24 protein-coding genes are annotated in these 24,850 nt (G+C 48.8%); 21 read left to right on the top strand and 3 right to left on the bottom strand.

What is annotated here, in order from left to right:
* Positions 1 to 581 precede the first annotated feature (581 nt).
* The 3 genes from citZ (at position 582) to AC1VOR_RS05015 (ending at position 3,650) form a co-directional block, all read left to right on the top strand.
* Positions 582 to 1,694: a citrate synthase gene (citZ, locus tag AC1VOR_RS05025; RefSeq protein WP_482616162.1), complete on the top strand. Its 1,113-nt coding sequence runs from the start codon at positions 582 to 584 to the stop codon at positions 1,692 to 1,694.
* A gap of 91 nt (positions 1,695 to 1,785) precedes the next feature.
* Positions 1,786 to 3,081 carry an NADP-dependent isocitrate dehydrogenase gene (gene icd / locus AC1VOR_RS05020; protein WP_059054337.1) on the top strand — a complete coding sequence of 432 codons (1,296 nt, stop codon included), beginning with the start codon at positions 1,786 to 1,788 and terminating at the stop codon, positions 3,079 to 3,081.
* A gap of 143 nt (positions 3,082 to 3,224) precedes the next feature.
* Positions 3,225 to 3,650, top strand: coding sequence for a hypothetical protein (locus AC1VOR_RS05015; RefSeq protein ID WP_482616160.1), 426 nt, complete (start codon positions 3,225 to 3,227; stop codon positions 3,648 to 3,650).
* 89 nt (positions 3,651 to 3,739) lie between these two features.
* Here the strand turns inward: AC1VOR_RS05015 and AC1VOR_RS05010 are convergent, their stop codons facing one another.
* Complete coding sequence (locus AC1VOR_RS05010) at positions 3,740 to 4,096, bottom strand: helix-turn-helix domain-containing protein (RefSeq protein ID WP_059054333.1); 357 nt, start codon at positions 4,094 to 4,096, stop codon at positions 3,740 to 3,742.
* A gap of 163 nt (positions 4,097 to 4,259) precedes the next feature.
* Here AC1VOR_RS05010 and AC1VOR_RS05005 point away from each other — a divergent pair, with 163 nt between their 5' ends.
* Together AC1VOR_RS05005 and AC1VOR_RS05000 are read left to right on the top strand one after the other, a co-directional pair.
* Complete coding sequence (locus AC1VOR_RS05005) at positions 4,260 to 5,147, top strand: glycosyltransferase family 2 protein (protein WP_482616158.1); 888 nt, start codon at positions 4,260 to 4,262, stop codon at positions 5,145 to 5,147.
* A 94-nt stretch (positions 5,148 to 5,241) separates the two neighbouring features.
* A complete protein-coding gene (locus AC1VOR_RS05000; RefSeq protein ID WP_482616157.1) occupies positions 5,242 to 6,111 on the top strand; it encodes an SDR family oxidoreductase in 870 nt (289 codons plus the stop codon).
* 89 nt (positions 6,112 to 6,200) lie between these two features.
* On the opposite strand, the gene yfbR is transcribed toward AC1VOR_RS05000, so the two are convergent.
* Positions 6,201 to 6,821 carry a 5'-deoxynucleotidase gene (gene yfbR / locus AC1VOR_RS04995; RefSeq protein ID WP_482616155.1) on the bottom strand — a complete coding sequence of 207 codons (621 nt, stop codon included), beginning with the start codon at positions 6,819 to 6,821 and terminating at the stop codon, positions 6,201 to 6,203.
* 158 nt (positions 6,822 to 6,979) lie between these two features.
* Here yfbR and AC1VOR_RS04990 point away from each other — a divergent pair, with 158 nt between their 5' ends.
* From AC1VOR_RS04990 to AC1VOR_RS04945, 10 genes are all read left to right on the top strand, one after another.
* The gene (locus tag AC1VOR_RS04990) at positions 6,980 to 8,539 is read left to right on the top strand and encodes a fumarate hydratase (protein WP_482616418.1); all 1,560 of its coding nucleotides are present in this window, start codon (positions 6,980 to 6,982) and stop codon (positions 8,537 to 8,539) included.
* A gap of 2 nt (positions 8,540 to 8,541) precedes the next feature.
* Complete coding sequence (gene pnpS / locus AC1VOR_RS04985) at positions 8,542 to 10,347, top strand: two-component system histidine kinase PnpS (RefSeq protein WP_482616154.1); 1,806 nt, start codon at positions 8,542 to 8,544, stop codon at positions 10,345 to 10,347.
* 155 nt (positions 10,348 to 10,502) lie between these two features.
* The gene (locus tag AC1VOR_RS04980; RefSeq protein ID WP_482616152.1) at positions 10,503 to 11,228 is read left to right on the top strand and encodes a response regulator transcription factor; all 726 of its coding nucleotides are present in this window, start codon (positions 10,503 to 10,505) and stop codon (positions 11,226 to 11,228) included.
* A gap of 154 nt (positions 11,229 to 11,382) precedes the next feature.
* Positions 11,383 to 12,579: a methyl-accepting chemotaxis protein gene (locus tag AC1VOR_RS04975; RefSeq protein WP_482616151.1), complete on the top strand. Its 1,197-nt coding sequence runs from the start codon at positions 11,383 to 11,385 to the stop codon at positions 12,577 to 12,579.
* A 426-nt stretch (positions 12,580 to 13,005) separates the two neighbouring features.
* Positions 13,006 to 13,761, top strand: coding sequence for a phosphate ABC transporter ATP-binding protein PstB (pstB, locus tag AC1VOR_RS04970; RefSeq protein WP_482616149.1), 756 nt, complete (start codon positions 13,006 to 13,008; stop codon positions 13,759 to 13,761).
* 18 nt (positions 13,762 to 13,779) lie between these two features.
* Complete coding sequence (gene phoU / locus AC1VOR_RS04965; protein ID WP_482616148.1) at positions 13,780 to 14,439, top strand: phosphate signaling complex protein PhoU; 660 nt, start codon at positions 13,780 to 13,782, stop codon at positions 14,437 to 14,439.
* Between the two features lie 142 nt (positions 14,440 to 14,581).
* Positions 14,582 to 17,239, top strand: a complete 2,658-nt coding sequence (polA, locus tag AC1VOR_RS04960) for a DNA polymerase I (protein ID WP_482616146.1) — start codon at positions 14,582 to 14,584, stop codon at positions 17,237 to 17,239.
* Positions 17,240 to 17,280: 41 nt separating this feature from the next.
* Positions 17,281 to 18,123 (top strand): DNA-formamidopyrimidine glycosylase, encoded by an 843-nt coding sequence (gene mutM / locus AC1VOR_RS04955; RefSeq protein ID WP_482616145.1) that lies wholly within the window; start codon positions 17,281 to 17,283, stop codon positions 18,121 to 18,123.
* Positions 18,124 to 18,148: 25 nt separating this feature from the next.
* Complete coding sequence (gene coaE / locus AC1VOR_RS04950) at positions 18,149 to 18,745, top strand: dephospho-CoA kinase (RefSeq protein WP_482616144.1); 597 nt, start codon at positions 18,149 to 18,151, stop codon at positions 18,743 to 18,745.
* Entirely contained in the window at positions 18,742 to 19,305 is a 564-nt protein-coding gene (locus tag AC1VOR_RS04945; protein ID WP_482616142.1) for a lytic transglycosylase domain-containing protein, read from the top strand. Before coaE ends, AC1VOR_RS04945 begins: the two co-directional genes overlap by 4 nt.
* Positions 19,306 to 19,373: 68 nt before the next feature.
* Here the strand turns inward: AC1VOR_RS04945 and AC1VOR_RS04940 are convergent, their stop codons facing one another.
* Positions 19,374 to 19,595, bottom strand: coding sequence for an alpha/beta-type small acid-soluble spore protein (locus AC1VOR_RS04940; RefSeq protein WP_018750433.1), 222 nt, complete (start codon positions 19,593 to 19,595; stop codon positions 19,374 to 19,376).
* Between the two features lie 136 nt (positions 19,596 to 19,731).
* On the opposite strand from AC1VOR_RS04940, the gene nrdR reads away from it, so the two are divergent.
* The 6 genes from nrdR to AC1VOR_RS04910 all read left to right on the top strand — a co-directional run bounded on the left by nrdR (position 19,732) and on the right by AC1VOR_RS04910 (position 24,846).
* Entirely contained in the window at positions 19,732 to 20,199 is a 468-nt protein-coding gene (gene nrdR / locus AC1VOR_RS04935; RefSeq protein ID WP_059054306.1) for a transcriptional regulator NrdR, read from the top strand.
* Between the two features lie 209 nt (positions 20,200 to 20,408).
* Positions 20,409 to 21,362, top strand: coding sequence for a phosphate ABC transporter substrate-binding protein (locus AC1VOR_RS04930; protein ID WP_482616140.1), 954 nt, complete (start codon positions 20,409 to 20,411; stop codon positions 21,360 to 21,362).
* An 83-nt stretch (positions 21,363 to 21,445) separates the two neighbouring features.
* The gene (pstC, locus tag AC1VOR_RS04925; RefSeq protein ID WP_482616138.1) at positions 21,446 to 22,348 is read left to right on the top strand and encodes a phosphate ABC transporter permease subunit PstC; all 903 of its coding nucleotides are present in this window, start codon (positions 21,446 to 21,448) and stop codon (positions 22,346 to 22,348) included.
* Positions 22,345 to 23,232 carry a phosphate ABC transporter permease PstA gene (gene pstA, locus AC1VOR_RS04920; protein ID WP_482616137.1) on the top strand — a complete coding sequence of 296 codons (888 nt, stop codon included), beginning with the start codon at positions 22,345 to 22,347 and terminating at the stop codon, positions 23,230 to 23,232. The genes pstC and pstA overlap by 4 nt, the downstream gene beginning before the upstream one ends.
* 12 nt (positions 23,233 to 23,244) lie before the next feature.
* The gene (gene pstB / locus AC1VOR_RS04915) at positions 23,245 to 24,003 is read left to right on the top strand and encodes a phosphate ABC transporter ATP-binding protein PstB (protein WP_482616135.1); all 759 of its coding nucleotides are present in this window, start codon (positions 23,245 to 23,247) and stop codon (positions 24,001 to 24,003) included.
* A gap of 219 nt (positions 24,004 to 24,222) precedes the next feature.
* Positions 24,223 to 24,846, top strand: a complete 624-nt coding sequence (locus tag AC1VOR_RS04910; protein WP_482616133.1) for a DedA family protein — start codon at positions 24,223 to 24,225, stop codon at positions 24,844 to 24,846.
* The last annotated feature ends 4 nt before the right edge of the window (positions 24,847 to 24,850 follow it).

The following is a 24,850-nucleotide window of genomic DNA, read 5'->3' as shown; positions in this document are numbered from 1 at the left end:
TTCCCAGGACGGAGTTGTTCAAGGAGTAAATTCGACATCGAATCTTGAATTCAGCCGCTCCCTCCGTTGCTCACGTAGATCTGTCTACGCTCCGCTACTCAGTCCCTAGCTTCATCCAACCTTCTCGGTCCTGTAAACCCGACTTTTTCAACTCGCATTTTAGAGGTTGTTCAAAAAGTCGTCTTTCCAGGACGGAGTTGTTCAAGGAGTAAATTCGACATCCCCGACTTTTTCAACTCGCACTTTTAGCAATACATGTCCTGTTTCTACGATATTACTTGTCCGCCGAGGGTATTCCATTCCTGACATTTTTTAAATAATGTGACATATTTCATTGCATATCCTATTTCTTTTAAAAAAATTCTTTATGATCGTGATAAAACATTTTAATGTAGCCGTCACCGCTCTAGCGGTTCCCATGCTTCTTCAAATCCAGTATGATGGGTAAGTAAGCAGTGATAGCCTTGCTTCCGTTTTCAGGAGCCTCGTGCAAGTGGGTTTTGAACCTTCTAATCCTTTAAATTGAAAATGTTTTCAAGGGTGTATTTGCTCACAAAATGTTAACAAAGGAGAGGTGTATCATGACAGCTACGAAAGGCCTGGAAGGCATTGTCGCGGCAAGCTCTTCGATCAGCTCCATTTATGATGGCGTACTCGCTTATCGTGGCATCAATATTGACGATTTGGCAGAACGTGCAAGCTTTGAAGAAACGGCCTATTTGCTGTGGTACGGTAAATTGCCCAATGTATCCGAGCTTGAGGAACTTCGTCAGCAACTGAGTGACTATGCTGCAGTTCCGGAGGCGGTACTTGAGCAGATGAAATTGTATCCGGCAGATGCCAACACCATGGCAGTGCTTCGTACGGCCGTATCTGCACTTGCGTTGTATGATGAGAGCGCAAATGATAACTCCCCAGCAAGCAATCAACTGAAGGCCATCAAGCTTCAGACTCAAATTCCTACTCTGATTGCGGCGTTTGCTCGCATCCGTGAGGGGAAAGAACCCGTACACCCGCTCTCCGGGGTGTCCCTTGCTCATAATTTCCTGTACATGTTAACCGGGGAGGAGCCGGACGAAATTGCTATTCGTGGTTTGGATCAAGCGCTTGTGCTTCATGCAGATCATGAGCTTAACGCTTCTACCTTCTCTGCCCGTGTAACGATTGCAACCTTGTCAGATATATATTCGGGAATTACTTCGGCGATCGGTACCTTGAAGGGGCCGCTGCACGGGGGAGCGAACGAAGCGGTCATGAATATGCTCGCGGAAATTGGTACTCTTGAACAAGCCGAGCCTTATATCAAGCAGAAGTTGGCTAACCGGGAGAAGATTATGGGCTTTGGTCACCGGGTCTATAAACAGGGTGATCCAAGGGCAAAGCATTTGCAGAAGATGTCCCGGCAGTTAAGCGTACTGAAGGGTGATACCACTCTATATGATATCTCCGTTAAGGTGGAGGAACTTGTAACGAGCCAAAAGGGCCTTAAGCCCAATGTGGATTTCTATTCGGCATCGGTGTATACTTTGCTGGGTATTCCACGCGATTTGTTCACCCCTATCTTTGCTATCAGTCGCTTATCGGGATGGACGGCACATATCCTGGAGCAATTGGAGGATAACCGTCTCATTCGTCCGCGTGCAGAGTACACCGGGGTGACTAACCAGCGATTTATTCCTATCGAACTTAGATAAGCAGCTATTTGCGGCATCTCCAAGGAACATTGTGTTAAAATGGAGACCGTGAGACGTAGTAAATTGTGTGAATGAGGAGGAAACCGCTAATATGTTGAAATTGGAAAAATTCTCCCTTCCTACGGAAGGCGAAAAGATTGAGATTCAGGACGGAAAATTGCAAGTGCCTAACCATCCGGTGATTCCTTTCATCGAAGGTGACGGTACCGGCCGCGATATTTGGAGAGCATCGAAGCGTGTATTGGACGCCGCCGTGGAGAAAGCCTACGGCGGTGAGAAGAAAATTGCCTGGTATGAAGTGTTTGCTGGTGAGAAGGCCTTCAATACATACGGGGAATGGCTGCCGGCGGATACGCTGACGGCGATTCGCGAATATATTGTGGCCATCAAGGGGCCGCTCACTACGCCGATTGGCGGCGGTATTCGCTCGCTGAACGTGGCGCTTCGTCAGGAATTGGATTTGTATGTATGCTTGCGTCCGGTTCGTTATTTCGATGGTGTCCCTTCGCCGGTGAAACGTCCTGAACTCGTGGATATGGTTATTTTCCGCGAGAATACAGAAGACATCTACGCTGGTATTGAATATAAGGAAGGCTCCGATGAAGTGAAGAAATTGCTGGCCTTCTTGCAAAATGAGCTGGGAGTTACAAAAATTCGCTTCCCTGAGACATCCGGTCTTGGTATTAAGCCAGTATCGGAGGAAGGCTCCAAGCGTTTGGTTCGCGCAGCGGTGGAGTATGCTATCGAGCACGGCCGCAAGAGCGTCACACTCGTACACAAGGGCAATATCATGAAGTTCACCGAAGGTGCCTTCAAGAACTGGGGTTACGAGGTTGCAGAAGCGGAATTTGGCGACAAGGTATTTACTTGGGCTGAGTATGACCGCATTAAGGAGCAATCCGGTGCAGATGCGGCTAATGAAGCGCAGAAAGCGGCGGAAGCAGCCGGGAGAATTATCGTGAAGGATGCCATTGCGGATATTGCTTTGCAGCAAGTATTGACGCGTCCTACCGATTTTGAAGTCATCGCCACCCTGAATCTGAACGGTGATTACCTGTCTGACGCACTGGCTGCGCAAGTTGGGGGCATCGGAATTGCACCGGGAGCCAACATTAACTATGTCACCGGTCATGCGATCTTCGAGGCTACTCATGGCACAGCACCTAAATATGCCGACCTGGATGTGGTAAATCCGGGATCTGTGATCCTGTCTGGCGTTATGTTGCTTGAGCATTTGGGATGGCATGAAGCAGCCCAATTGATTTACAAAGGGTTGGAAGCTTCGATCAACAACAAAACGGTAACTTACGATTTTGCGCGCTTAATGGAAGGTGCGACCGAAGTAAAATGTTCGGAATTTGCCGATCAAGTCATTAAGAATATGTAAGTGCCTTAAGGGTTAAACTCCGTTTATATCGTTCCTCCCTGACTTGTCGGGGAGGATTTTTTCATTCGAATTTCTTTTATTTCCCTCCAAAGCTATAATAGATTATAATAAATCTAATTGACGTTGAAAGGGTGGCTATGTTCATGTACCAAGTCATGATTTTTTTGCACATCATCGGAGCTTTGGCATTAGGATTTTATTTGTTCCTCCCGTTCGTATTTGGACGTATTGGCAAATTGTCATTGGCTGCTCGGGAAGGAACCGTATCGGCTGTCAGTTCTCTGAACAGATACGCGCAAATCGGTTTGGTGGTTCAACTCCTGACCGGGGGATATCTGATTGGCAAAGGGGAATATTCGGTACCGTGGATGATTGTCATCGTGGTGTTGTTTCTGGCCATCGGGGCTTTTAGCGGAATCATGGGGAAGCCGCTTCGCTTAATACTGGAAGGTATTCGCCAGAATAAGTCGGTGACCGCAGAGGAAGGTAAGCTTCGTACGCTAAGCGCGTTGTTGTCTGTAACCGTCCTGCTGATTTCGTTCTTTATGGTGTTTAGCACCATTATCTAATTTAAGACAAGCTGATAAATGGACACGACCTGCAGGGCTATTAGCCTTGCAGGTCGTGTTTTTTGCCATGCTATCAAGCAAGCAAAGCCCTATGTAGCAGGGTCTTGTTCCACATTTTGTAATTCATCCAGGTGGGTGAACATGAGCTTCATGATGTCCAGCGCCAACTGTTTCTCTTTTGGCGAACGGTTTATCATAATTTGTTGAACCTGGTTTAAGAAATGGTCATCACTGATTTCAATAGAATCATGGAGCAAGTAATCAACGGTAACCCCTAACTGATTGGCCAACTTGATGAGCGTTTCTAGCGACAAGCTGCGTTCGCCTCGCTCAATTTGTCCAATATAGGCGTCCGAAACCTCGATTCGCTCGGCCAGTTTTTCCTGGGTCAAGTGCATTTTATGTCGTTCTTGACGCAGTCTTTTTCCTAATGCCTCGTAGTCCATAACACCCCTCCTGTATTTACCTTAGTGAGAAGCGGAAGGAAAGATAATAAACTACAGGTTTTGTTTTTCTTTACTGAAAGTATGAATTGGGTTATTATGGAACCATGTGATTTACTTTTTTGTATTTGATTGATATTTATATCCAAATTTAAGGAGAAGTATAATGCCTGCCGAATCTATTTACGTATCGATTATTATTGCTGTAAAAAATCATGGTATCGACTTGTACACTACGATGGAATCATTGAAGGTTTCTCAGACGGTATTGCCTTACGAGGTCATTATCGTCGATGAGGGATCGGTGGACGGATGCTGTGACTTTCTTATGAATTATCGATTTGATCATCCGGTGAAGCGAATCAAGGGGGAGCCGGGGATTTCGGCCCGTCATTTGGGGGCTGCTCATGCCTGCGGGAAGTATTTGATCTTCTGTGGTTCACATTTGTATTATGAGGATCACTGGATGGAGCGGCTGCTCGCGCCTCTGTTTTCGGGAGAGGCCGATAGTGTATCTCCGTTATTTGTCCGTAGTGAGCATTCCCATTCCCAGCATGTCGAGCAGCAGGAAACCAAGGGGCTGCTTGGGCGAATCCGGCGATATCCGGCACCACAAGGGGAGCGGGGAGAGATTCCTTGGTTATCCTGGGAATGCTTTGCGATCAGCCGGGATAAATATCAAGAGCTCGGGGGGCTGGAGGAAGACTTCTTTGGCAAGGAGATGGAGACGGCAGAGTTCTCTTTGCGAATCTGGCTGCTTGGGGGGACCTGTTGCCTGGTTCGGGAGGTTACGCTGGTGCAGGTGTTGCGCAAGAATTTCCCCTATGACGATAGCAGGGAGAAATGGGGAAGGGACTTGCTGACGCTGGCCTATTTACATTTTGGATCCTCGCTGATTTCTGCTTGCGAGACATTGGTACAAGAAGTCCCTTCCGGTTGGGCCAGTGAAATTCACGAACTGAGAGAACGAACCAGAACACAACGGGAGAATTACTCCAGCAGAAGAATTCACGATGATGCCTGGTTCTATGAACGATTTGGGATCGAAGCATAGCAGCTAGGGATAAGGTTAGGGGGTCAGGTCATCCTAATATGGGTAAGGTTGTTTTGAAACGACCGATACCTTAATAGCAAGGAGGATGACTTACATGACGCAAAGTAAACAAGGCAAGCAGACGATGCCTCCCCAGCACCAGAATCAGCAGCCCGGTATTGAATCAGATATGAATCCAAGACCGGTGTTTGAAGGCTCCTATAAGGCCGCAGGCAAGCTGAAGGACAAGGTGGCGCTGATTACCGGCGGTGATAGCGGGATTGGCCGAGCCGTAGCCGTAGCTTACGCCAAAGAGGGTGCGGATGTATCCATTGTCTATTTGAGCGAGCATGGCGACGCTGAGGTGGTTAAACGGGAAGTCGAGGAGGAAGGGCGAAAATGTTTGCTCATCAGCGGGGATATCGGAGATGAGAGCTTTGCAGCCCAGGCCGTGGAACAGACCGTGAAGGAACTGGGTGGCCTTGATATTTTGGTGAATAATGCGGCGGAGCAACATCCGCAGAAGGATATAACGGCAATAACATCAGAGCAGCTAGAGAAGACGTTCCGTACCAACATCTTCTCTATGTTCTACCTGACACAAGCGGCAATGCCTCATCTCAAGAAGGGCAGCGTTATTATTAATACGGCTTCTGTCACCGCTTATCGAGGGCACGAAGAACTGCTGGACTATTCAGCAACCAAAGGAGCTATCGTAAGCTTCACTCGCTCTTTGTCCATGAATTTGGTCGGGAGCAAGGGGATTCGCGTGAACGCGGTCGCTCCTGGTCCCATCTGGACTCCGCTAATTCCGTCCACATTTGATAAGCAGCAAGTCGCCGAGTTTGGCGGAAATAGCCCGATGCAGCGTCCAGGACAACCGGAAGAACTCGCTCCGGCATATGTGTACCTGGCTTGCGAAGACTCCTCTTATATGAGCGGCCAAGTGCTGCATATCAATGGTGGGGAAATCATCAACGGTTAGTAGACCCTGGGTACGATTTAACCTTATAAGAACCCCGGCACAATTGATTTGTGCCGGGGGTTCTTGTCGCTTGAGAGCAGTATTAAGCATTACTCGCCAAGGGGTGGCTCTGTCTCTGACAGTTCATCCAGAGTCATCTCGAAGCTTGGAGCGAGATGCTCCAGGAAATAAGCAACCTCGGGAAGATTGACCTGGTTCAGCTTGTCAAGAAGCTGTGTCTTGGCTACGGCGAATTCCCGGTTGCCAGCAGCAAGCTCCCATGCGCATTTTAGATAGGCATCAAGGCTGTCTGCTGCCTTGACGTACAACATCAGTTCGGCATCACCAGAAGCTGCCGAGGGCTCATTTGGCGATAGCAAAGGAGCATAAGCTTCATGCAGACCGGGAGGGACCATGGACAACAGTCGCTCGGCGGCAATTTGTTCCATCTCACGGAAGTTGGCCAAGAGCCGGGGGTTATGATGCTTCACCGGTGTTGGAATATCTCCGGTGAATACCTCCGTAGCATCGTGGAACAGGGCCAGGGTGACCGCTCGCTCCGCATTTAACTTCCGGTCGAACAGAGAGTTGCCGATCTCGCAGAGGAGATGAGAGAGCAGGGCAACATGGTAGGAGTGTTCGGCCACATTATCGGGAGCGGTACTGCGCATCAGGCTCCAACGTGAGATGGAGCGCAGGCGGTACATGTATGCTGAGAAGTGATAGCTCATAAGAGATTAACCTCGCTTTAGCACTCATTTGAATAGAAGGGGTCAACGCCCACCGCTTCTTATGTTATTATAAATCTGTCAAAGACGATATGGCTATTTTATAAAGAGCAGATGCTTATAACATGGAAGATAAACATAGAGAGGGGATTGTTTGGATGATGCAGCAATTCGAGGAAAGCGCGTACCAATTAATTGTGGAAACTTCGACTCATTTACCGGGAGACGTACGCCGCGCGGTTAATCGGGGGCAGGCGCTGGAGAACCAAGCAACGCGAGCAGGATTGGCCATGTCGACGATCACACGGAATATCAAGATGGCAGAAGATCAAGTGTCGCCGATATGCCAGGATACAGGAATGCCCACTTTTATCCTCCATACTCCGGTAGGCGTGAATCAACTTGAACTGAAGAAGGGAATTCATGCGGCTATCCAGAGAGCCACGAAGGAAGGAAAGCTGCGGCCTAACTCCGTGGATTCCTTGACCGGCGAGAACAGCGGAGATAATTTGGGGCTCGGCACACCGGTGATTCATTTCGAGCAGTGGGAACAGGATGTTGTGGAAATGCGCCTCATCCTTAAGGGTGGCGGCTGCGAGAACAAGAATATTCAATATAGTTTACCTGCTGAGATGGAAGGACTGGGTCGGGCCGGGAGGGATCTGGACGGAATCCGAAAGTGCATTTTGCATGCGGTCTATCAGGCACAGGGACAAGGCTGCAGTGCCGGATTTTTAGGCGTCGGAATCGGCGGGGACCGGACAACGGGTTATGAGCTGGCCAAGCAGCAGCTATTTCGCAAAGTGGATGATACGAACCCTAATTCCGAGTTGAACCGGTTGGAGAAGTATGTGTTGGAAGCAGCCAATCAGCTCGGCATCGGTACGATGGGTTTTGGCGGCAAGGTGACCTTGCTTGGTTGTAAAATAGGAGTTATGCACCGTCTCCCAGCGAGCTTCTTCGTGTCGGTTGCATACAATTGCTGGGCTTTCCGCCGTCAAGGAGTAACTGTGGATGCATCCACCGGAGAGATTCAGGAATGGTTATATGAGCGGGGAAGTGACGTCCCTATTGATACAGTAGCAACGGATGGGCAAGCTGCAAAGGTGGATGCTTCAAGCGACCTGACCCCCTCTTCCAGCCGGGAGATCGTCCTGCAAGCGCCGGTGAGCGAGGAGCAGATTCGCCAGTTGCGCGTGGGCGATGTCGTCATAATCAAGGGTGAAATGCACACGGGTCGTGATGCGCTTCATAAACACTTGATGGAGCACGATTCACCGGTGGATTTGAACGGAGCAATTATTTATCATTGTGGACCCGTTATGCTCAAGGATGAGGAAGGCTGGCATGTGAAGGCTGCGGGGCCTACGACCAGTATTCGTGAGGAGCCTTACCAAGGCGATATTATGAAGAAATTCGGTATTCGTGCCGTGATTGGCAAAGGCGGGATGGGGCTCAAGACACTCGCTGCACTCAAGGAGCACGGTGGCGTATATCTGAATGCGATCGGTGGAGCAGCACAATATTATGCTGAGTGCATCAAGAAGGTGAATGGTGTCGACTTTATGGAATTTGGTGTTCCAGAGGCGATGTGGCATTTAGAGGTTGATGGATTTGCAGCTATCGTAACCATGGATTCCCACGGAGACAGCTTGCATGAGGGCATAGAGAAGGATTCGCTGGGCAAGCTAGCCACATTTAAGGAAGCGGTGTTCAAATAAAGATGAAGACTTTTCGTACGCGGCTTACCCTGATTTTGATGGGACTATTGGGCGTATCCATGCTGGCGGCCGGCATTATCATGGCCCAGATGTTTAAGGATTCGCATATACAGGCACTGGAAGAGAACATGGCCCGTGAGATTAATTTGCTGGAGGCGACGTTTGCATTCGTCCCGGTACAAGGGAACCCGGACGCGTACTTCTATTATGAAGAGCAGGCTACCAAGCTAGAGGAATTGACGGACTCCCGGGTGACGTTCATAACCCTCGAAGGCACGGTGTTAGGAGATTCCGGGGTGGATTCCGAGCGGATGGATAACCATGCACACCGCCAAGAGGTAGAGTCGGCCAAGGATGGAGTGATCGGTAGCGCTATCCGTTATAGCGACACCATCGGGGAGAACATGTTGTATGTGGCTGGCCGGGTAACCTCAGACCAGGGCTTTGACGGATATATCCGGCTCTCCATGAGCCTGGCTGCGGTCGAGCAAGGACTAGCCAAGGGTTGGGTCTGGATGTCAGGCGGCCTGCTGGTACTGTTCCTGATTGCGGGGCTGGTCAGCTACCGGGTGGCGGCTGGCCTGACCAGGCCCCTTGAGCAAATTACCCGTGTAGCTCACCGCATCTCCAAATTTGATTATGATGCTCGGGTCAAGCTTAACCGCAATGATGAGATCGGCCAGCTTGGACTAGTCATTAACGGCATGGCCGACAGTTTGCAGCAACAGCTCAAACGTATTAGGGATAATGAGGGCTTGATGCAGAGCGTGCTGGCTAACATGACCGGAGGAATCTTGATGCTCGATGAATCGGGCAAGATTGCCTTGATTAACCGGGAAGCGGAGCGGATCTTGCATATGCGCGGTCGTCAGCTCCTGGGGAAGCCTTATCAAGAAATCAAGCGCAACTATGAATTCACTAAATTCATGGAGGATGGGATTGGACACAAGGAAGCGGTTCAAGAGGAACGTGCCGTATATGATCCTGAGGAGAAAATATTGCTGTTCGACAGTGTGCCGATGTTCGAGGATAATGGCGACTACCGGGGGATGCTATTCCTGCTTCAGGATGTCACGGAGATTCGCAAGCTGGAACGGATGCGTAGCGAATTCGTTGCCAATGTTTCCCACGAACTTAAGACACCGATTGCGGCGGTTAAGGGCTTTGCAGAGACTTTGCTGGCTGGTGGGGTCAAGGATGAGGAGACGGCCCGTTCGTTCCTGCAAATTATTTATGATGAGGGAGATCGGCTTAATCGGCTAATCGGGGATATCCTCGATCTCTCCAAGATTGAATCCAAGCGAACGCCACTGGAGTATGCCCCGGTGCAGCTTAAGGAATTGTTTGACAGCGTGTATGAGGTGCTGTTACCTGCGGCCAAGAAGAAGCTGATCAGCATGTCTCATGATGTGCCAGAGCATTTGTTCATTGAAGGGGACGAGGACAGGCTGCGTCAAATCTTCATGAATCTGTTGTCCAATGCGATTAGTTACTCGCTGGAGGGTGGCAAAATACAGGTGCAAGCGGGAATTATAAGTGATGGGGACGAGGAGAAGGTACGCTTTGTCGTCAGCGATACAGGCATTGGCATTCCTAAGAAGGATTTGCCAAGGATATTTGAACGATTTTACCGGGTGGATAAGGCAAGATCGAGAGGGTCAGGCGGGACAGGGCTTGGTTTATCGATTGTCAAGCATCTGGTAGAGCTGCATCGGGGAACCATCCGGGTGGACAGCAAAGTGGGAGAGGGAACGACATTTGAATTAGAACTCCCCTTGATGCATACTTTAGATGATGATCATGAATAGGTCTTCAGACAAACTTTGGGATACGTACAAACATGTGTAAAATGATTTTTAAAAAATTTTACACCGGGTTAACAATGCCGTGATATGCTGAGCTTGTCATCAAGTGATATTGGTTCATAAATATGAACTTGTACCGCAAACAAATGGGGGGTACTATGACACAGCGTTTACTGGTTATAGAAGATGAACCGACGTTATCCAGACTTTTATCGTACAATTTGACGGGTGAAGGTTATGAAGTTGTCGTAGAGGATCATGGACAATCGGGCTATGAGACTGCATTGCATCAGGAGTTTGATTTGATCTTGCTCGATTTGATGCTGCCGGGCATGAATGGTTTTGAAATTATGTCCAAGCTGAGAAGTGAGGGAGTAAGTACACCGGTCATTATTCTGACGGCCAAAAATGCCGAGGAAGAGGTTGTACAGGGACTCAAGTCCGGTGCGGACGATTATATTACCAAGCCGTTTGGCGTTGCTGAACTGTTGGCCCGGGTAGCTGCGGTGCTTCGTCGCTCCAATGGACAGGAAGAACGGGAGAAGCCGGTCAGTCAAGAGAACTCGCAGATTGCACTCGGAGCCTTGACTATTTTTCCAGAGAAATATGAGGTCACTCTAAATGGTGAAGGCATTACGCTAAGACCGAAGGAATTTGAAGTGTTATTATATCTGGCCCGGAAGCCAGGAGTAGTCATGACTCGGGACGATTTAATGAATGCTGTATGGGGATTTGACTATATCGGCGGACAGCGGACCGTTGATGTGCATGTCAGTTCGTTGCGGAAGAAGCTGGAGCTTGATCCGCAGTCGGTACACATTGATTCTATTCGCGGTGTCGGCTATAAGCTGGTTGTTAACAAGAAAAAAGCGCCCATCATTTAGCAATTGATGATGGACGCTTTTTTTATTTGGAACCGGCGCGTGAATAAACAGTTCATTTTACATAGGACTAAAGCACCGAAAACATTACCCGAATATTTCCCCACTATGATTCTAATATGTAGGCTAACGTATAGATATGGGGGAGTGGTCAGAATTGGATAGTCAGGCCATGGCGTTGCTGGAACGTTCTGTAGAGGAAGACAATGAGACCTCGCCGTGGAATGGGGACAGCGGCGTGTTACAGGGGACTATTGCCGATGCGGCGATATTTCAATCCGGGGGTTCTAATATCGACGTACGGGCTTTCTGCCGCGATGTACCGGTGATTGCGCCGGAGGATTCTTGCCGAAGTGTGCTGCAGTTGTTCAAGAAAGATCACGATTTACCGTGTATTGTCACTTGTGATGATCATTACAATCCTGTGGGCCTGTTGATGCGGGATCAATTCTTCCGCAATCTGGCGGGAAGATTTGCCGCCGATTTATTTTATGATCGTTCTTCCGAGCATTTCGCGGTACGTAATCCGTTGGTATGCGAATTGGACACACCTGCTGGAGACTTGCTGGATGCGGCATTGAATCGGGAGGGCCTGCGATTCTATGACTGCTTGATTATTGTGGACCAAGGGCGGTTCTACGGAATTATGACGGTCCAGGATTTAATGTTATTATCCCGAGAACTACAGCGCGAAGCGGATGAATCACGTCGTATGACCGTTCGGGAGAGCCGTGAGCGCGTCGTGGAGATTGAACAGTCTATTGTTCAAGTGTCCGAGTCGGCCCAGCGGAGTCTAGACGAATCGGGAAGAATGAATGGCTTGTCGGCGGAGGGCAGAGCCGAGCTTGAAGCGGTGAAGGCATCCTTTGCCCGTGTGCTGGAGATGACCCGATACCAGGAGACGCAAATGGGGCAATTGCTGGAGCGCATGAAGGAAATATCTTCTGTAGCATCACGAATCCATGGACTTGCCGATCAAAGCGGGATGCTGGCGATGAATGCTTCCATCGAGGCAGCTCATGCCGGAGAGCATGGGAGGGGTTTTGCGGTGGTAGCTTCGGAAGTTCGCAAGCTGTCGCTTCAAACCAAGAATTTCTCGGAGGATATCGGTACGACCTTGGATGTTGTTGAAAAATTAATTCAGGAAACGGCGGGGACGGCCTCTTCCACGGCGGGAGAGATGGAGCAAAGTCATCAACGCGTCGGGCGTGCGGATGCAACCTTCGAAGCGCTGGTTGGATCGGCCCGGGCCGTAGAGTCGAGAGGACAGGAAATGTGCCAGTCCTCAGAGGAAGCCGCGAAGCGCACGAAGACGGTGTTACATGAATTGCAACTGTTGGAACAAACGGAATGATATTTTACATGCAGTTTACAATTTCACTCATTTTGTTTTACACAAGTGGGCTAAAATAAATATTATATTTCTTCTTTCTATGGCTGTTTTGGAGCATACTAATTTTAAAGTGCTAGTTCAAAAAGTCGGGTTTACAGGACCGAGAAGGTTGGATGAAGCCAGGGACTGAGTAGCGGAGCGTAGTCAGATCTACGTGAGCAACGGAAGGCCCGGCTGAATTCAAGATTCGATGCCGAGTTTACTCCTCGAACAGCTACGTTCTGGGAAGACTACTTTTTAAACAACCTCTTATAGCTGAAGCGCTGGCACGGGTTCGCTTGGAATGGCGGGTACCGTGCTTGAAGTTTGTTAGCGCTCTCCATGTCACTTCATGCGCCTCGAGAACTGAAGGACGGCAAGGATGCTTATTTGTGAAGGAGAACTGAGATGAGCAACATTATCCAGATTAAGAAGCTGAATTTGTATTACGGGCAATTTCATGCGTTAAAGGATGTTTTTTTGGATATTCCGGAGAGAGAAATTACGGCATTTATCGGCCCCTCCGGCTGCGGGAAGTCTACACTCCTGCGTACTTTGAACCGGATGAACGATATGATTCCAGGCACGCAGATCGATGGATCTGTGGAAATTGCCGGTTCGGATATCTATGGCGAGGAAGTACAAGTGGAATCGTTGCGCAAGCGCGTTGGCATGGTCTTTCAACAGCCGAATCCTTTTCCGAAGTCCATCTATGATAATGTGGCCTATGGTCCTCGCTTGCATGGTATTAAGAATAAGAAGGTCCTGGATGAGCTTGTGGAGAAAAGTCTTCGTCAGGCAGTATTGTGGGACGAGGTGAAGGATTTTCTGAAACGTTCGGCACTTAGCTTGTCGGGCGGACAGCAACAACGCCTTTGCATCGCACGCGCTATTGCGGTGCAGCCGGATATTTTATTGATGGATGAAGCAACTTCAGCGCTGGACCCGATCTCCACCTTGAAAATTGAAGAATTGGTGCAGCAATTAAAAGATAGTTATACGATCGTCATGGTTACGCATAACATGCATCAGGCGGCTCGTATTTCGGGACGGACCGTTTTCTTCCTTAATGGGGAGATCGTGGAGGCCGATCATACGCAAAGGCTGTTCTCTACGCCGCGGGATTCACGCACTGAAGATTACATTTCCGGTCGTTTCGGATAACGAGGAGGTTGCTGTTGTATGATTCAACGTAAGGAATTTGATGATAATCTGGAGGAACTTCGCCTTTTGCTCAGACAAATGGGGACGCATGTCGAGGAAGCTTTGACGGGGGCCATTGAGGCTTTACAAACACTGGATTCGACCAAGGCCAAGGAAATTGCGGCCCGTGATGTTGAACTGAATCGGTTGGAGGAGCAAGTCATGGATATCGGTTCACGTCTGATTGTGACGCAGCAACCTGTAGCCAAGGATTTGCGCCGAATTATCGTGGCGTTCAAAATCTCCAGTGATTTGGAGCGTATGGGCGATTTGGCCATTGATATCGCCAAGGTCACCACGCGCTTGCAAGGCGAAACCTTGATCAAGCCGCTGATTGATATTCCCAAGATGACCGAATTGGTTATTCTGATGTTGCGCGAATCCTTACAATCTTATCTGGATGAAAATACCGATTTGGCTTATAAGATGGCGAAGGACGACGATGAGGTGGATCATTTGTATAGCCAGATGATTCATGAGTTGTATTCGTTCATGTCGAGCAACAAGGATTCCTTGCAGCAGGCGATGTTGCTTACTTTAGTAGGTCGTTATATTGAACGAATCGCCGATCATGCGACCAATATTGGAGAGTGTGCCGTTTACCTGGTAACCGGACATCGTCCTGACTTGAACCAATAGTTACCACTTGGGCTACATAACGGCCGCCGCTTGCAAAACTGCAAGCGGCGGTCGTTTTTTGTGTTGAAGCGCATCCGGTGTTTTTGACAGGGGGCTTTGTGTTATCATAAGACAAGGTACAAATTTGTGGACGAGGTGTCGTATGGAAAAATTGATACTTATAGATGGCAACAGCATCATTTATCGGGCGTTCTTTGCGATGCCGCCGCTGACCAATTCAAGCGGAATGCATACGAATGCCGTATATGGATTTACCAACATGCTGCTGCGGCTTATTCAAGAGGAGCAGCCTACGCATATCCTTGTTGCTTTTGATGCGGGCAAGGCAACGTTTCGACATGAGTCGTATCAGGATTATAAAGGTGGACGGGACAAGACTCCGCCCGAATTGGCAGAGCAATTTCCCATGCTGCGCGAACTGCTGGAGAGCTTCGGGATTTCCTGGTTTGAATTAGCCGGTTATGAGGCCGACGATATTATCGGGACGCTGAGCAAGCAGGGCGAAGAAGCCGGATATGATGTACTGGTTGTCACCGGGGATAAGGATATGCTGCAAGTGGTGAGTGACAAGGTCAAGGTAGCCCTGACCCGTAAGGGGGTTAGTGAAATCGAACCTTACGGTCCTAAGGAAATTGAAGATCGTTACCAACTTAAGCCGCTGCAGATCATTGACCTGAAGGGCTTGATGGGAGATACTTCGGATAATATTCCTGGCGTACCTGGTATTGGAGAGAAGACAGCACTTAAGCTGCTGCATCAATATGGCTCCGTTGAGGAAGTGCTGTCCCATCTGGACGAACTTAAGGGCAAGATGAAGGAAAATCTGGTTAATCATGCTGAAGACGCACGCCTGAGCAAGGAACTTGCGACGATCTTCCGTGAGGTTCCCGTTGAACGTTCGTGGGACGATATGATATTTGCCGGGATTACCGAAGAGAAGGCGGTTCCTTTGTTACGCAAGCTGGAATTCAAGTCCCTGATGGATCGGCTGTCCTTTGCAGCCGGTGCGGGAGAGATGGAGGGTACGGCACAGGAACTGGCGGATATTTCCGTAATCATGGTAGACGAAGCTAACCTATCGGAGCTTATTGTTAACCTGCCGAACGTTGAGGGGATGATTGTAGAATCTCATGGAGAGAATCCACATCACGCTGAGTTAATGGGGATTGTATTGTCTACTGCGGATCAACAATACTTCTTGTCAGTTGACGTGCTTAAGCTTGAGGAAGCTAAGGAAGTGCTGACCTGGCTGGCGGACGACGAAATTCCCAAACGTGGGTATGATCTACACCGGGCCGATCTTGTATTGTTCTGGCAAGGTATTGCCTTCGGCGGCGCTGAGCATGATATCCAACTTGCTGCTTATCTGCTTGATCCGACGGAGAACGACCAGACGATTAATGGTTTGGCTACCAAATACCGCTTGCCCACGGTGCCTGCCGATGATGAGGTCTATGGCAAGGGAGCAAAATTCAAGTTGCCGGATACGGAAGAACTCAGCAGGCATTTAGCCCGCAAAGGGGATGCGCTGCTGCGAATCTTGCCGCTTCAACGAGAAGAGCTTGAGAAGAATGAGATGCACCGGTTATTCTATGAAATGGAAATGCCGTTATCCCGGATATTAGCCGATATGGAGAAGCAAGGCGTGGCTGTCAACCGGGAAGCTCTCAAAGAGCTTGGCGTTGAATTTGAAGCACAGATTGGCAAACTGGTAGCCCGGATCTATGACATTGCTGGACTCGAATTCAACATCAATTCGACCAAGCAGTTGGGTGAAATCCTGTTTGATAAGTTAGGTCTGCCAGTGGTCAAGAAGACCAAAACGGGGTATTCGACCGATGCCGAGGTGCTGGACAAACTTGCTCCTTATCATGAGATCGTTCAATTTATTTTGGAATATCGCCAATTGGCCAAGCTCCAGTCTACTTATGTGGAGGGGTTATTGAAGGAAATCTCGACGAAGACGGGCAAGGTGCATACCTATTTCCGTCAGACGATTGCCGCGACGGGCCGCCTGAGTAGCCAATTCCCTAACCTACAGAACATTCCGATTCGTCTGGAAGAAGGCCGTAAAATTCGCAAGGTATTTGTTCCGTCTGAGTCAGGCTGGTCCATTCTGGCGGCTGACTATTCACAAATTGAATTGCGGGTGCTGGCCCATATTTCAGGGGATGAGGGCTTAAGAGAAGCGTTCTTGCATGATATGGATATTCATACGAAGACAGCCATGGACGTCTTTGGGGTAGGCCCGGATGAGGTGGACAGCAACATGCGCCGCTCCGCCAAGGCAGTTAACTTCGGGATCGTGTATGGTATTAGCGATTATGGGTTATCGCAGAATTTGAAAATTACCCGGAAGGAAGCCGCACGCTTTATTGATCAGTATTTTGATGCTTTCCAGGGCGTTCGTCGTTATATGGACGAGATCGTGAAGGAAGCCAAACGGGATGGATACGTCAAAACATTGCTGGAGCGCCGCCGTTATTTGCCAGAGATTAACGCCTCCAATTTTAACCTGCGTTCTTTCGCGGAACGTACGGCAATGAACACCCCGATTCAGGGGAGTGCGGCTGATATCATCAAGCTGGCCATGGTACGTATGGATGAGACGATGCGCAAGCATAACCTGAAGAGCCGTATGCTACTTCAGGTGCATGATGAATTGGTATTTGAAGTGCCACCGGAGGAACTGGATTTAATGAAGCAGCTTGTACCGGAAACGATGGAGAAAGCCTTGCCATTGTCCGTTCCGCTCAAAGCCGAGGTATCTTGTGGCTTGAATTGGTACGAAGCCAAGTAAGTTCCCTTTCAATAATATTACAGTATTAGAGGTGTCAAACCATGCCGGAATTGCCGGAAGTCGAGACAGTCAGAAGAACGCTGACCCAGTTAGTGGTTGGCAAAACCATTGAAGCCGTGCAGGTATTGCTGCCGCGAATTATACAGCGTCCGGATGATATCCGGCGCTTCGAAACCGAGTTGACCGGCCATACCATCACGGAGATTGGACGGAGAGGCAAGTTCCTACGCATTATTATGGATGGCGTGGTGCTTGTCTCCCATCTACGGATGGAGGGCCGTTATGGCGTGTATCCGGCCGATGAACAGGTGGAGAAACATACCCATGTTATCTTCACCTTCACGGATGGGACTCAGCTTCGCTATAAGGATGTCCGCCAATTTGGAACCATGCATCTTTTTGCAGGCGGAGAAGAGCTGAAGGAGAAGCCCTTGTCCAAGCTTGGCCTGGAGCCGCTAGACGGAGACTTTACTTTAGAAGCCTTTTGCCAGGTTATCTCCCGGCGTAACACCAAGATCAAGCCTGCACTACTCAATCAAGAATATATTGTTGGTTTGGGTAATATTTATGTAGATGAAGCCTTGTTTCGGGCGAAAATCCATCCCGAGCGGCCAGCCAGTGCGCTCTCCTCTGAGGAATTGGGGGCTCTCCATGCGGCTATCGTGTCCACTCTGGAAGAAGCGGTGGCGGCTGGTGGCTCGTCCATCAAGTCCTATGTCAATGGACAAGGGGAGATGGGGATGTTCCAGCATTCCCTGCAAATTTATGGACGAAAGGGAGAGGAATGTCGGCGCTGTGGTCACCCGGTGGAGAAATCGGTGGTTGGAGGCCGGGGAACTCATTATTGTCCGGCATGCCAGACCCTCGCTTCTCTGACAAGCTAATCCAATGTGTGAGGTGTAATCCGGGATGAATATTGGATTGACCGGAGGAATTGCTACCGGCAAAAGCACGGTATCCCGAATGCTGGCCCAGCGGGGCGCGGTAATCATTGATGCTGATATCATCGCCAGAGAAGTGATGGAGCCGGGACATCCGGTGCTGGCTGCTGTGGCTGAATGGTTCGGACAAGCCATACTGCAACAGGACGGTACACTCAACCGGAAGAAGTTGGGGGAGATTATTTTCTCACAGCCTGAGGAACGGAAAGCTTTGGAGAATTTGACCCATCCTGCCATCCGGGCCGAGATGAAAAGGCGGATAGCACAATGCGAAGCTGCCGATCCCAGACAACTGGTGGTTGCCGATATTCCGCTGCTGTACGAATCGGGGCTCGAGTCCTTATATAAAGAAATTATGGTGGTATATGCACCCAGAGAAGTGCAGAAGTCTCGATTAATGTCTAGAGATGGGCTGACGGAATGGCAAGCCGAGCAACGATTGAACGCCCAGATGGATATCGAATTGAAGAAGGAGAGGGCGCATATTTTGATTGATAATAGTCAAGGATTGGCACAAACAGAGCAGCAGATTGAGCGTTTTTGGCGGGACAAGGTTCAAATATGAGTTGGCTTCGCAAGAAAAGGGTGCTGCTTTTATTGTTTCTTGGGTTTACTGTTCTGCTGTTCTTTAATTCTACGTGGTTGTCGTTGTTTTACCCGATCTATTATAAGAGCGAAATTCGCCAACATGCCCAGGTGAATGAGCTTGACCCTTTTATTGTGGCGGCCATCATCAAGGTGGAGAGCAACTATAAGCCGGGAGCCGAGTCGCGGAAGGGTGCGCTGGGTATTATGCAAATCATGCCGGATACGGCGAACTGGGTCATTGAAATGGCCAAGCTCCCGGAAGCCTCACTGGAGGAAATCCGCAATGAGACAGAGACGAACATAGCTATAGGCAGTTGGTACTTGAAATCGCTGTCTGACCAGTTTGAAGGCAATCAGATTGCTATGATCGCAGCTTACAATGCGGGACCCACCAATGTGAAGAACTGGTTGAAGAGCGGAAGATGGGATGGCCGGCTGGAGACGTCAAAGGATATTCCGTTTGGTGAGACGCGGCACTATGTGCAGCGGGTGACTCATTATTACAAGCAGTATTCAGATATCTACGATGATTTCTAAAGACCTCATTCATAAGAAAAAAGCATCAACAGCGAATGATCGCTATCGATGCTCTTTTCATACCGGCATTATTTGTATTGACCTGCCAGTTGTTGTTCGGCGATAGTTACCAGACGTTTCGTAATGTAACCACCGATCGAACCGTTTTCGTAAGAAGTCAGGTTGCCGGCATATCCGTCTTGTGGGAAGGAGATGCCAAGTTCCTGAGCGATTTCATATTTCATTTGATCCAACGCTCCAGAAGCTTGTTTAACCACCAGATTGTTCGAAGAGTTATTGTTTTGGGCCACGATTGTTCACCTCCTTGCGGTTGGTAACAGTATTATGTGCCTGGACTATCGACTTCATTACGAAATTGTGCAGTAATTTATTGGTATTATTTTATAATAGGTGTGAGCATTGCATTTTGAAAGGAGGAAGGCTAGCTTGAGATGTCCGTATTGCGACTATTTTGGCACGAAGGTTCTTGATTCAAGACCCGCAAATGAGAACCGTTCCATTCGCCGCCGTCGGGAATGTGAGAAATGCAGCCGCCGCTTTACTACCTTTGAAATGGTCGAGGAGATGCCCTTGATCGTCATCAAGAAGGATGGCAGTCGTGAGGAATTCAGCAGGGAGAAGATGTTGCGTGGGTTAATCCGTGCTTGTGAGAAGCGTCCTGTATCGGTAGAGCAGTTAGAGTCCATAGTATCCGAGGTGGAGCGCTCGATGCATTCTGCTAATGCTGAAGTGGAGAGCCGGGAGATTGGTGAATTTGTTATGGAACAGCTATATCCTGTGGATGAGGTGGCTTATGTCCGCTTTGCTTCAGTATATCGGCAGTTTAAAGACATTAATATGTTTATGAAGGAACTTAAGGGGCTATTGTCCAAAAACACGGAGACCGATAATTAGTACAGCATATCTGTCCACAGTTATAGAAACAAAATGTAAACACTTCTCGCGAAAATGCGAAGGAGTGTTTATTTTTTTGCGTTAATGCGAAAGTTACATGATATAAAACTGTTTATCATTTTACACAAAGTTTACAAAACGAAAACACGGGATTGATCTTTGATCCCTATAATCAAGTTGTAAAACAAATAAGGGGGATACCTAAGACAATGAAAAAGAGTATGCTTTTGGTTTTGACTTTGGTACTGAGCTTGACACTGGCCGCATGTGGTCAAAACACTGCAGCGCCAAACAACACTTCCGGATCAAACGGCGGATCCACGAATGAAGCTGCACCAAACAATGCAGGCGGTGAAGAACAGAAAACATCAGATTTGTCTGGATCTCTTCTGGCAGTAGGCTCTTCGGCCCTTCAACCATTGGTAGATGAAGCTTCAAAGAAATTTATGGATGCAAACCCTAACGTTTCTATACAAGTTCAAGGCGGCGGTAGCGGTACTGGCCTGACGCAAGTATCTGGCGGACAAGCTGATATCGGTAACTCCGACGTATTTGCTGAAGAGAAGCTGGATGAAGCTGCTGCGGCTGAGCTGGTTGACCATCAAGTTGCCGTTGTAGCTATGGCTGCTGTTATCAACCCAGACATCACGGTTGACGACCTGACCAAAGATCAATTGGTACAAATCTTCACGGGTAAAGTAACGAACTGGAAAGAAGTTGGTGGCCCGGATCAAGCGATCCAAATCATCAACCGTCCTTCTAGCTCCGGTACTCGCGCTACATTTGAGAAATACGCTTTGGGTACAAAAACAGACGACCTTCCAGGTTCGATCCAAGAGGATTCTTCCGGCACAGTTAAGAAGCTCGTTGGCGAAACACCGGGAGCCATTGGATACCTTGCCTTGTCCTACCTGGACGATAGCGTTAAGGTTGTCAAATACGAAGGCGTAGAAGCCAACGAAGAAAATGTAACCAACGGTAGCTATCCAGTATGGGCTTACCAACATATGTACACGAAGGGCGAGCCAAACGAAGTGGCTAAGGCATTCCTGGACTTCATGATCTCTCCTGAAGTACAAGATAACGATGTAGTAGAACTTGGCTACATTCCGGCAAGCAAAATGCAAGTTAAACGTGATGTTGACGGCAACATTACGAAATAAGATTACGCGACAAACATCATATTAGCAGGATAAGAGGCGGACCATTCTGCCTCTTTCTGTGCTGCTGCAAAGGGAGAGGTTTCATGGCTCAGTCCGGCGGAAGAAAAAAAGTACAGCCGCATATCATAGAGGAATGGACCGGTAAAATATACGCTTCATTGTGCATCGTGTTTCTGGTTGTGACAATCTTCTCGATGGTTTATTTTGTCGCAACCAAAGGATTAAGCACCTTTTTTCAAGACGGGATCGCATTTGGTGAAATATTTGGGAGCGCGAATTGGAAGCCGGAAGGAGTGCCGCCGATTTATGGGGCGTTACCGTTTATCATCGGTTCCTTTAGCACTTCCTTGCTTGCAGCCTTGATTGCTGCTCCGCTAGGCATTTGCGCAGCCTTGTTCATGGTTGAAATCATGCCTAAATTTGGTAAGAAGTATCTGCAACCGGTAATTGAACTGTTAGCAGGTATTCCTTCGGTTGTTTACGGCTTTGTTGGCCTCAGCGTGATCGTTCCTTTTTACCGGGATATCTTCCCGGGACAAGGCTTGGGTATCATGGCAGGGGCAACTGTATTATCAATCATGATTCTGCCGACCATTACATCGATCGCGACGGATGCGCTTGCCGCATTGCCTCCCGGTTTGAAAGAAGGCTCTTACGCTTTGGGAGCCACCCGTTGGCAAACCTTATCTCGTACAGTTATTCCTACAACCTTGCCGGCGTTGATGACTGGCGTTGTGCTTGGGATGGCTCGCGCCTTCGGCGAAGCTCTTGCCGTGCAGATGGTTATCGGTAACGCTCCGCATATTCCTAGCTCACTCTTCGAATCAACTTCTACGCTGACCAGTGTCATTACGCTGAGTATGGGGAACACAGTCATGGGCACTACGCCTAATAATGTGCTCTGGACACTGGCGTTGATTCTGATGATGATGACATTTGTCTTTGTCTTTGTCGTCCGTTGGCTTGAAAGGAGAGCGAAGTCATGAGTCCAAGAGTAGTAGACAAAATCGCAACGACCGTCATCGTCCTGTTAGCCAGCGTAATTGTGCTCATTATGGCAGGTTTACTGGGATTTATCCTGTACCGGGGACTGGGTCATATCAGCTTTGATTTCCTGACTTCTCCGCCACAAACCATTAAGGCCGGTGGGGGGATTGGTCCGCAGTTATTCAACTCCCTATTCCTATTAGTGCTTACGCTCATCATCACCATTCCGCTGGGACTGGGTGCAGGAATTTATATGAGCGAATACGCCAAGCCGGGCAGAGTAACGGACTTTATTCGATTAATCGTCGAGGTGTTGTCCTCCTTCCCATCTATTGTCGTGGGCTTGTTCGGTTTGCTCGTTATCGTCAATTTATTTGGATTTGGCTTCTCCCTGTTCTCAGGTGCCTTGGCATTGACCGTATTTAATTTGCCGCTGATGGTCCGGATAACCGAACAGGGGATGGCCAGTGTGCCGCAGGCCCAGAAAGAAGCAAGTCTGGCGCTAGGCCTCTCGAAGTGGAAGACGATCAATTCAATTATGCTTCCAATTGCTATGCCGATTATCTTGACAGGAACGATTCTGGCAGCCGGCCGTGTATTCGGCGAAGCCGCCGCCCTGTTGTTCACAGCGGGTATGAGTAGCCCAAGGCTTGACTTCGGGAACTGGAACCCGTTCAGCCCGACGTCTCCGCTTAATCCGTTCCGTCCGGCAGAGACGCTGGCCGTGCATATTTGGAAGATCAATTCTGAGGGGCTGGCTCCGGATGCTCCGGAAATCGCTGCTGGCGCTTCGGCCGTTCTGATCATCACTGTACTGCTGTTCAACTTGCTGGCACGCTGGCTTGGACGCATGATGTTCAAGAAATTTACGGCTACGAAATAGGAGGACGAAGCAGTGCAAAATATCGGATTGGCCACAAAAGACTTAAGTGTATTTTACGGCGATAAGCAAGCCGTTAAGAATATATCGCTTGATTTCGCTACCCGTCAGGTCACGGCATTGATTGGACCATCCGGGTGCGGTAAATCGACCTTCTTGCGAAGCCTGAACCGAATGAACGATTTAATCAGCGGTGCGCGTATTACGGGTGAGGTCTGGATTGGGGAGGATAATATCCTGGACCCTAAAACGGATGTTGTACTGCTACGCCAAAAGATTGGCATGGTCTGGCAACGCCCAAATCCGTTTCACAAGTCGATTTACGAGAATATTGCGTTTGGTCCTCGTTATCACGGTATCCGTAACAAGAAGGATTTGGATCAGATCGTCGAGGAGGCCTTGACGAAGGCGGCGCTTTGGGAAGAAACCAAAGACCGATTGCATAAGTCTGCGTTGGCTTTATCTGGTGGACAGCAGCAGCGCTTGTGCATTGCCAGATCGATTGCCGTTAATCCAAGTATCATTCTGATGGATGAACCTGCATCTGCCCTTGACCCGGTATCCAGTGCAAAAATCGAAGAGCTGATTGCCGATCTCAAGCAGGAATATTGTATTATCATCGTTACGCACAATATGCATCAAGCTGCTCGGGTATCAGAGAAGACGGCGTTCTTCTTGATGGGAGAAGTGGTAGAGTTCGATGAGACAAGCAAAATATTTACCAATCCTTCGGAGAAACGTACGGATGATTATATATCCGGGAGATTTGGCTGAGCCTACGCTTTATTAAACTTAAAAATACGGGAATTATACATGCCAGGCCGGGCAAGGAGATTCGATCTCCTTACCCGGCCTCTTGCGTATGATCAGAAGGGGTCATTTCCCCGCCTAAGGTCTATTTAAGTTTTGCCAAACTCGTATATACTAATAGTGCGTGTTCAAAAAGTTGAGTATTCATTAGATGTGCCTGGAATGATCAAAGGAGATTGAGTCATGAACGTGCTGGACTGGATCGAGCGGATGTTTGAGCAATACGGCTATCTTGTTCTGTTGCTTGGACTGCCTGTCGACTTTATTGCTTTGCCGTTGCCTCCGGGGCAAACGACATTAACTTATACGGGCTATTTGGCTTACGAAAGGATTCTCAGCCTGCCGTGGGCCTTACTCGCCGCATATGCAGGCTCCTTTATCGGTGTGACGGCTACTTACTTTATCGGTTACCGGGTTGGGGCTCCGCTCGCTGAACGCTATGGCAAATGGATTTTCCTAAGGCCCGCCTATTTGCAGCGTACGCGGAAGGTCTATGAGAAATATGGAAATAAGATGCTGTTGATCAGCTTCTTCATCCCTGGGGTAAGACAATTCTTTGGTTATTTCGTAGGCATGATTCGTGTTCCGTTCCGAACCTTTGCTCTATATGCCAGTGTGGGCGCGGCTCTTTGGGTCAGTTTGTTCGTCGGTATCGGTTACATATTCGGTGAACAATGGCAGGTTGCCATCCATTGGGTGGAGAAATACATGATTTATTTCTTTATTGGCGTTGGGGTATTAGTGTCCACGCTGATCTATGTAAAGTGGCGCAAGTGGAGGCTGAAGGTGGCCAAGCTCTCGCGCTGATGGA

The organism is Paenibacillus sp. 1SOY10 (assembly GCF_056836745.1).
This window is presented reverse-complemented; position numbering and strand designations above follow the sequence as displayed.